Raw genomic sequence first — 5,558 nt, forward strand, 5'->3', positions numbered from 1 at the left:
GCCGAACCCGGGTCCCGGAGCGGCCGCCGTCGCCGACGCGCAGGCGGCCACCCGCCGCGAGGGCGACCGGCTGCGCTTCGTCGGCGCGGCGACCCGGCGGATCGCCCGGGGCATAGACCTGGACGAGATCGTCCTCGGCCTGTGCCGGGCCAGCGTGCCGACGTTCTCCGACGCGATCCTGGTCTACCTCCGCGACCCGCTGCCGGTGGGCGACGAGCGCCCGGTCAGCCCGTTCGTCCTGCGGCTGCGCCGCAGCGACCGGCTGCGCGTCAGCGACGAGGAGGGCGGCGAGGCGTCCGGCTCCGAGACCGAGCGGCTGCGTCCGCTGATCCTCGACCCGCAGGCCGACCTGATGCCCGCCGCCGAGCTGTGCGAGGTGCGGGCGGGCGGGGCGCTGGCCGAGGTGCTGCGCGGGGTGCGGCCGGTCTTCGGCGACTCCGCGGCGGCGCGGGCCGCCCTGCCGGAGCTGCTCGGCCCCGGCCGGTCCGTCCCCACCGGGCACCGGGCGATCCTCGCCCCGCTGCGCGGCCGGCGCCGGGTCATCGGCGCCGCGGTGTTCGTGCGCGGCACCGAACGCACCCCGTTCGAGGCCAGTGATCTGCTGGTCGCGGCGCAACTGGCGACCCACACCGCGCTCGGCATCGACAAGGCCGTGCTGTACGGGCGCGAGGCCTACATCGCCGACGAGCTGCAGCGCACGATGCTGCCCGACTCGCTCCCCCAGCCCACCGGCGTCCGGCTCGCCTCGCGCTACCTCCCGGCGGCCGAGACGGCCCGGGTCGGCGGCGACTGGTACGACGCGATCCCGCTGCCCGGCAGCCGGGTCGCGCTGGTCGTCGGCGATGTGATGGGCCACTCCATGACCTCGGCGGCGATCATGGGCCAGCTCCGGACGACGGCGCAGACCCTGGCGCAGCTCGACCTGCCGCCGCAGGAGGTCCTGCACCACCTGGACGAGCAGGCGCAGCGCCTCGGCAGCGACCGGATGGCGACCTGCCTGTACGCGGTCTACGATCCGGTCGCGCACCGGATCACCATCGCCAACGCCGGACACCCGCCGCCCGTGCTGCTCCATCTGGGCGGGCGGGCCGAGGTGCTGGTGGTGCCGCCGGGGGCACCGATCGGGGTGGGCGGCGTCGACTTCGAGGCCGTCGAGCTGGACGCCCCGGCCGGCGCCACGCTGCTCCTCTACACCGACGGTCTGGTGGAGTCGCGGCTGCGGGACGTGTGGACGGGCATCGAGCAGCTGCGGGAGCGCCTCGCGGCGACCGCGCAGCTCACCGGCCCGGACCACTCGCCGCCGCTGGAGGCCCTGTGCGACGACGTGCTGGACATGCTCGGGCCGGGCGACCGGGACGACGACATCGCGCTGCTCGCCGCCCGCTTCGACGGGATCGCGCCGAGCGATGTGGCGTACTGGTACCTGGAGCCGGAGGACGCGGCTCCGGGCCGGGCCCGCCGGCTGGCCCGGCGGGCGCTGAGCCGCTGGGGTCTGGACGATCTGGCCGACGAGGTGGAGCTGCTGGTCAGCGAGGTCGTCACCAATGCCGTGCGCTATGCGGAGCGGCCGGTGACGCTGCGGCTGCTGCGGACCGACATCCTGCGCTGCGAGGTCGGCGACGACTCCCCGCAGCTGCCCCGGCAGCGCCGGGCGCGGGAGACGGACGAGGGCGGGCGCGGGCTGTTCCTGGTCAACCGGCTGGCCCGGCGGTGGGGGGCGACGCGTCTGTCGACGGGCAAGGTCGTCTGGTTCGAGATGGCGACCCGGGGGCAGTAGCCGCGCCCGTCGCGCGTCGGCCGACGCCATGCGTGTGGGGGCGGGCCCGGAGGCCCGCCCCCACACGCATGGCGTCATGCCGTCAGTGGCTCACTCGCCGAGCAGTCCGTTGCCGCCCGGCCGTTCGCCCGGCTGGCCGTCGTCGTCCCCGGGCTGGGGCGGCACCTCCGGGCTCGTGGGGGGCTGGGTGCTGGGCGTGCTGCTGGGCGGCGGGGACGGTGGCGTCGACGACGACGGGGTGTCGCTGGGCGTCTCGCTCGGCGTCTCGGAGGGCCTGTCCGACGGGGACGGCTTCTCGGACGGGGTGGACTCCTCGGAGGGCGTCCCGGAAGGTGTCGGCGGGGCGGGCACCTCGCCGCGCTCCACGTCCTGGAGGTCGAACGTCTTGCCGGACCCGCCGCCGAGGGCGCCGAGGGTGTAGTCGGCCCAGATCCTGGCCGGGAAGCCGCTGCCGCTGGCGCGGCCGGAGTTGGCCGTACCGGTCAGGGAGACCTGCTTGCGGCCGCCGTCGCCCTCGCCGAAGAGGGCCACGACCGTGGTCAGCTCCGGGGTGTACCCGGCGAACCAGGCCGACTTGTTGTCCTCGGAGGTGCCGGTCTTGGCCGCCGCGTCGTAGGCGGGGGTGTTGGCCGCGCCCCCGGAACCGGCGTCGACGACCCCGGTGAGCCCCTTGGTCACGGTGTCGGCCGAGGCGCGGCTGATGACCTGCTCCCGCTTGGGCTTCTCGGCGTTCACCGTGCGGTCGCGGTGCTCGGCGGACTGGAGGATGTGCGGGGTGACCTTCCGGCCGTGGTTGTCGAGCGTGGCGTACACGCCGGCCATGTCCCAGGTCGAGGCGTTCATGGTGCCGAGGGTGACGGCGGGGCGCTCGGGGAAGTTCTTGTCCGGTACGCCGAGGGCGAGCGCGGTCTCCTTCACGGCGGCGGGCGTCACGTCGACGATCATCTGCGCGAAGACGGAGTTGACCGAGCTGTTCAAGGCCTTCTGGACGGAGACCTGACCGTAGCTGCGGTCGTCCTGGTTCTGCGGGGCGAACGGGGTGTCGCTGCCGACGACGGGCCGCTTGCTGGTGCCGTCGTACACCGTGTTGAGCCCGATCAGGCTGCCGTCCTGCGTCTTCGACTCGTTCTCCAGGGCCGAGGCGAGCACCAGCGGCTTGAAGGTGGAGGCGGGCTGGTAGTCCTGGCGGGTGGCGTTGCTGATGTAGTGCTTGATGTAGTCCTCGCCGCCGTACAGGGCGACGACCTTGCCGCTCTTCGGGTCGACGGAGGTGGCGCCGGCCTGGACGGTGGCGTCGACCTTGTTGCCCTCGCGGTCGAGCTTGGACTCCAGCTGGTCGTCCACCGCCTTCTCCAGCGCCTTCTGGCGCTTCTTGTCGACGGTGAGGGTGAAGGTCCAGCCGCCCGCGTCGCGGTCCGCCGCGGAGACGCCCTGCTTGTCCAGCTCCTTGTTGGCCGCCTCGACGAGGTAGCCGGCCTGCCCCTCCATGCCCTGCGCGGGCTTGGGCTTCTGGGGGACGGGGAACTCCAGGCCGGCCCTCTCGGACTCGGTCAGCCACTTCATCTCGACCATGTTGCGCAGGGTGTAGGCCCAGCGCTCCTTGACCAGCTTCTTGCCGGTGTCGGTGGCGGAGTTCCAGTCGTACTGGCTGGGGGCCTGGAGGACGGAGGCGAGGTAGGCGCCCTGGGAGACGTCCAGGTCCTTGGCGTCGATGCCGTAGTACGCCTGGGCGGCGGCCTGGATGCCGCTCGCGCCGCGTCCGTAGTAGGCGGTGTTGATGTACCCGGCGAGGATCTCGTCCTTGGACTTCTCCTGGTCGATCTTGAGCGAGATCACCAGTTCCTTGAGCTTCCGGCTCACGGTGGGGTCCTGCGTCAGGTAGAAGTTCTTCACGTACTGCTGGGTGATGGTCGAGCCACCCTGCTTGCCCTTGCCGCTGACGGTGTTGAGGAGAGCGCGGGTGGTGCCCTTCAGGTCGACGCCCTCGTCGTCGTAGAACGACTTGTTCTCGGCGGCGACGAAGGCGTGCTGCACCTTCTTCGGCACCTCGTCCAGGTCGACGATCTGGCGGTTGACGCCCTTGCCGGTCCGGGCGAGGACCGTGCCGTCGCTGTACTGGTAGACGTTGCTCTGCCGCTCCGCCATGGCGTTGGCGGCGGGGACGTCGACGTACACGTAGAGCGCCCCGAAGGCCCCCATGCCCAGCAGGACGATCCCGAAGAACGTGCCCAGCAGCTTCTTCCACGTGAAGAGTCTGCGTATGCCGCCGCTCTTCGGGGCCCGGCGCGACTCCCGCGCCTGGGCTCGTCGCGCATCCGCTCGACCCATTGGTGTGTTGCTCCCGCTTCTCTGCTCGACCGGCTCGCTCGGTTTCCTCAGTTCGCTCAGACCTGCCAGCTAACACCGCCGCCAGGGACAAAAGACGAGCGATCCGGTCTTTTACGGACGTGAGAATCAGCACCCCTTTCCCTAGGAACCGACTCCCCAGGGGTGGACAAGGTTGCGAAAACCGTTAATGTGAAATCACATTGATAGCGCGCGTGAAACCGCGCCGAACGGGGGATCCCATGACCGCACAGCACGATGACCACCGCCCGGGCGCACCGGCGGGCGACCTCGCCATAGACGCCCCCGACCTGCCCGCACCCCAGGTCAGGGAGGTCACCGCGCACTCCATCCCGGGCGGCGTCGGCCTGCTCCTGACCGTGGTCGGGGTGTTCGCGGGGATCGGCCTCGCCATCGTCGGCGTGGTGACCGGGACGGGCGGCAACAACGCGGTCGGCATCCCGCTCTTCATCCTCGGGGTGCTCCTCGTGATCACCTCGTTCTTCTGCATGAGCGGTGTGAAGATGGTCGCTCCGGGCGAGGCCCGGGTGATCCAGCTCTTCGGCCGGTACGTCGGCACCATCCGCACCGACGGGCTCCGCTGGATCAACCCGCTGACCTCCAGCCGCAAGATCTCCACCCGCGTCCGCAACCACGAGACCGCCGTCCTCAAGGTCAACGACGCCTACGGCAACCCGATCGAGCTGGCCTCGATCGTCGTGTGGAAGGTCGAGGACACCGCCCAGGCTCTCTTCGAGGTCGACGACTTCCGGGAGTTCGTCGCCACCCAGACCGAGGCGGCCGTGCGGCACATCGCCATCGAGTACCCGTACGACGCCCACGAGGAGGGCGGCCTCTCCCTGCGGGGCAACGCGGAGGAGATCACCGAGAAGCTGGCCGTCGAGCTGACCGCCCGGGTGAAGGCCGCGGGCGTCCTGATCATCGAGTCGCGCTTCAGCCACCTCGCGTACGCCCCCGAGATCGCCTCCGCCATGCTCCAGCGCCAGCAGGCCGGCGCGGTCGTCGCGGCCCGCCAGCAGATCGTCGAGGGCGCGGTGGGCATGGTCGAGATGGCCCTGGCCCGGATCGCCGAGCAGGACATCGTGGAGCTGGACTCCGAGCGGAAGGCGGCCATGGTCAGCAACCTGATGGTGGTGCTGTGCGGTGACCGCGCGGCCCAGCCGGTCCTCAACACGGGCTCCCTCTACCAGTGACCGACCCGACGCCTCCCCGGCGGACCCCGGCGTCCCGGTCGCGGCAGCGCAAGCAGATGCTGCTGCGGCTGGACCCCGCGGTGCACGACGCGCTCGCCCGCTGGGCCTCCGACGAACTGCGCAGCGCCAACGCGCAGATCGAGTTCCTGCTGCGGCGGGCGCTCGCGGAGGCGGGCCGCCTGCCGGGGGCGGCGCGTCCGATCGCCCGCCGGGGGCTGTCTCTTATACACATCTCTGAGCGG

4 protein-coding genes are annotated in these 5,558 nt (G+C 71.8%); 3 read left to right on the top strand and 1 reads right to left on the bottom strand.

Features of this window, described 5'->3' with window-relative positions; genetic code table 11:
- Window positions 1-1,777 (top strand): SpoIIE family protein phosphatase (locus CR470_RS35260; RefSeq protein WP_107489534.1); only part of this gene is annotated, 1,777 nt, incomplete at its 5' end.
- Window positions 1,778-1,867: 90 nt separating this feature from the next.
- Here CR470_RS35260 and CR470_RS35265 read toward each other — a convergent pair.
- Entirely contained in the window at window positions 1,868-4,105 is a 2,238-nt protein-coding gene (locus tag CR470_RS35265; protein WP_097871589.1) for a transglycosylase domain-containing protein, read from the bottom strand.
- 239 nt (window positions 4,106-4,344) lie between these two features.
- Between CR470_RS35265 and CR470_RS35270 the strand changes: the two genes are divergently transcribed.
- Both CR470_RS35270 and CR470_RS35275 read left to right on the top strand, forming a co-directional pair.
- Entirely contained in the window at window positions 4,345-5,316 is a 972-nt protein-coding gene (locus tag CR470_RS35270; protein ID WP_097871592.1) for an SPFH domain-containing protein, read from the top strand.
- On the top strand, window positions 5,313-5,558 hold a 246-nt coding region (locus CR470_RS35275; protein ID WP_097871594.1), incomplete at its 3' end, for a hypothetical protein. The genes CR470_RS35270 and CR470_RS35275, both read left to right, overlap by 4 nt.

The organism is Streptomyces sp. rh34 (assembly GCF_002551245.1).
Taxonomy (GTDB): Bacteria; Actinomycetota; Actinomycetes; order Streptomycetales; family Streptomycetaceae; genus Streptomyces.

Coding starts and splice junctions, on each gene's coding strand:
- CR470_RS35265 (WP_097871589.1), bottom strand. CDS start 4,105: ATGGGTCGAGCGGATGCGCGACGAGCCCAGGCGCGGGAGTCGCGCCGG.
- CR470_RS35270 (WP_097871592.1), top strand. CDS start 4,345: ATGACCGCACAGCACGATGACCACCGCCCGGGCGCACCGGCGGGCGAC.